2 protein-coding genes are annotated in these 2,818 nt (G+C 72.9%); one reads left to right on the plus strand and one right to left on the minus strand.

Going from position 1 to position 2,818, the window contains the following annotated elements; genetic code table 11:
* On the plus strand, window positions 1-1,371 hold a 1,371-nt coding region (locus IH13_RS0105330), incomplete at its 5' end, for a glycoside hydrolase family 9 protein (protein WP_031081437.1).
* A 64-nt stretch (window positions 1,372-1,435) separates the two neighbouring features.
* Here IH13_RS0105330 and IH13_RS0105335 read toward each other — a convergent pair.
* On the minus strand, window positions 1,436-2,374 hold the full coding sequence (locus IH13_RS0105335; protein WP_051835765.1) for a hypothetical protein: 939 nt from the start codon (window positions 2,372-2,374) through the stop codon (window positions 1,436-1,438).
* Between the last annotated feature and the right edge of the window lie 444 nt (window positions 2,375-2,818).

The raw sequence follows: 2,818 nt of genomic DNA on the forward strand, positions 1-2,818 counted from the left end.
GAGCCGCTGGCGGGGATGGTCCACCACAAGGTGCACGACGCCGAGTGGACGGGGCTGCCGACGAAGCCGCACCTGGACCCGCAGCAGCGTGAGCTGCACCTTCCGTCGACGGCCGCCACGCTCAACCTCGCCGCCACGGCCGCCCAGTGCGCCCGGCTCTACGCCCCCTTCGACGCGGACTTCGCGGACCGCTGCCTGCGGGCCGCCGAGACCGCGTGGGACGCGGCGAAGCGGCACCCGGACGTGCTCGCCGACCCGAACGACGGCGTCGGCGGCGGCGCGTACAACGACGACGACGTCTCCGACGAGTTCTACTGGGCCGCCGCCGAGCTGTTCACCACGACGGGCAAGGACACCTACCGTCAGGCGGTCCTCTCCTCGGGACTGCACGGTGACGTGGACGCGGTCTTCCCCGCGGGCGGCGGCATCTCCTGGGGTTCCACCGCCGGGCTCGGCGTGCTCACCCTGGCCACCGTGCCCAACGCGCTGACGGCCGACCAGCTGGCCCAGGTACGCGCCGTGGTGACCGGGGGCGCCGACCGCTACGCCACGCAGTCCCGGGAGCAGGCGTACGGACTGCCCTACGCGCCCCGGGGCGAGGACTACGTCTGGGGCTCCAACAGCCAGGTGCTCAACAACATGGTCGTCCTGGCCACGGCCCACGACCTGACCGGCGACGCCGCCTACCAGGACGCCGTGCTGCGGGGCGCCGACTACCTGCTCGGCCGCAACCCGCTGAACCAGTCGTACGTCACCGGCTACGGCGAGCGGGACTCGCACAACCAGCACCACCGCTTCTGGGCGCACCAGTACGACCCCAGCCTGCCGAACCCGGCGCCCGGTTCCGTCGCGGGCGGCCCCAACCTGACGGCGGCCGCCTCCGGCGACCCGGTGGCGGCGGAGAAGCTGAGCGGCTGCGCGCCCGCCATGTGCTACATCGACGACATCGGCTCCTGGTCGACCAACGAGATCACGATCAACTGGAACGCGCCGCTCGCCTTCATCGCCTCCTACCTGGACGACGCGGGCGACGGCGGAGGCTCCGCCGCGGACCGCACCTGCCGGGTCACGTACTCCTCGCACCCCTGGAACAGCGGGTCAACGGTGACGGTACGGGTGGAGAACACCGGGTCCGAGCCCGTCTCGCCGTGGGCGCTGACCTGGCTGCTGCCCGGTGAGCAGAAGCTGAGCCACACGTGGAGCGCGGAGTTCGACCAGCACGGCCGTACGGTCAGCGCCCGGCCGCTGGAGTGGAACCGGACGCTCGCGCCGGGTGCGGCGGTCGACTTCGGCTTCAACACCTCGGCGTCGGGCGCGTCGTCGGACCCGGGCACGTTCAAGCTGAACGGCCGCGCCTGCGCATCGGGCTGAGCCCCACCCCGGCTGCCGCCGCGTCAGCTGTCAGGGCGATCGGTCCTTCCGGGCCCGGGTTCGGCTACCCCTCGGGGGGTGCCGTGCCCGGGCTGCCCGCCGTCGGGCGCCGGCCATGGAGGCCCCGGGAGTGTCCGGTCCGCTCCGATCGGGGGACGAGACCGGCCCGTACCGCCGCGACCCGCGCCTGTACGCCCGTGGTGGGCACGGCCCCGGGCGGTCCGGCGGGCGCCTCCACGGCCTCCCCGCGACACGGGCGGCACTTTCCGTCGCGGAGGGCCTCGGGGGCGGCGGGTGCCCGGCACTCACCGCATTCGAGGGTGCGCAGGACAACGGTCCGGGGCGCCGGGGCGGGCCGCTCGGGGGGCAGTTTGTCGACGAGGCGGCGGCGTACGAGGGACGCGGAGTGGTGGACGACGGCGGGCAGGCCCTCGGTGAGCGCGCGCAGGGTCTCCGCCTCGGTGGCACCCCGAGCGAACCACTCGCAGACCTGCCCTTCCAGACTCGCGCAGTCCGCCGCCGACAGGCTCAGCGAGGGTGCGGCGCGGCCGAGGGCCGCCAGCAGGATGTACGCCCGTGAGCGCGTGGGCCGTTGCGGCTCCGGCGGGACGTCACCCCGGACGAACGCCGCCCACCACGCGTCGTCCCGCGCGGTCCGGGAGAAGAACGTACGCGTCACCCAGAGCAGCACCTCGTCGGTGGCCACGCACTCGCTGCCCCGGCGCAGGTGGCCGGCCGCCTCGATCCGGTTGAGCGCGGTCCGCAGGGCGCACTGTCCGTACGGGAGCCACTTGGCCAGCGTCTTCACGGAGATGTCGGCGCCGTCGGGCAGCCGGTCGATGTAGGCGGCCACGGCCGCCTCGCGGGGCGGCAGATGCGAGAAGTCGTCTGCGGAGCGCGGGCGTTGACCGGTCGCGGAGCGCTTGCCGTAACCGGGGTTCGCCATCGGGTGCGGCGGCGCGTACGGAGGGTGGGGGGCAGCACTAAGCTGGTCGACAGCCATGAGATCGGCCTTTGCGATCGAGATGGTCAGACCCCTGTTCGGTGTGACAGCACCGGCGGGGGTCGTTTCGTTGCCCGCACGCTAAGGCGTCCGCACACTGCGTGGCAAGTCGGTCACGAACGGTCAACGGCGCAGGCGGGGAGGGTGGGTGGGAGAACAAATCCCTCCACCCCTTCCACTGGAAGAGCGCTCGGATCTCGTGACTTGAGCCCCGGTGCCCCCCTGTCCGGAACCCTTTCCGGCAAGGTACCGTGCATTGCATGGAAGCGAGCGGGTCGAGTCGGCGCACCCCGGGCAAGGGCGGCGAGCCAGCTCCGTAAGGGCGTACTGGAGTACTGCGTGCTGGCCCTGATGCGGGACGGGCCGCGGTACGGCGTGGAGTTGCTCCGGGAGCTGGGGGAGAGCGAGACGCTGGCCACCAGCCAGGGCCTGTCTCTTATACAC

This window comes from Streptomyces sp. NRRL WC-3549 (assembly GCF_000721935.1).
Lineage (GTDB): Bacteria > Actinomycetota > Actinomycetes > Streptomycetales > Streptomycetaceae > Streptomyces.

Excerpts from the sequence above, each read along its gene's own strand:
- IH13_RS0105335 (WP_051835765.1), bottom strand. The coding sequence starts at position 2,374 with ATGGCTGTCGACCAGCTTAGTGCTGCCCCCCACCCTCCGTACGCGCCG.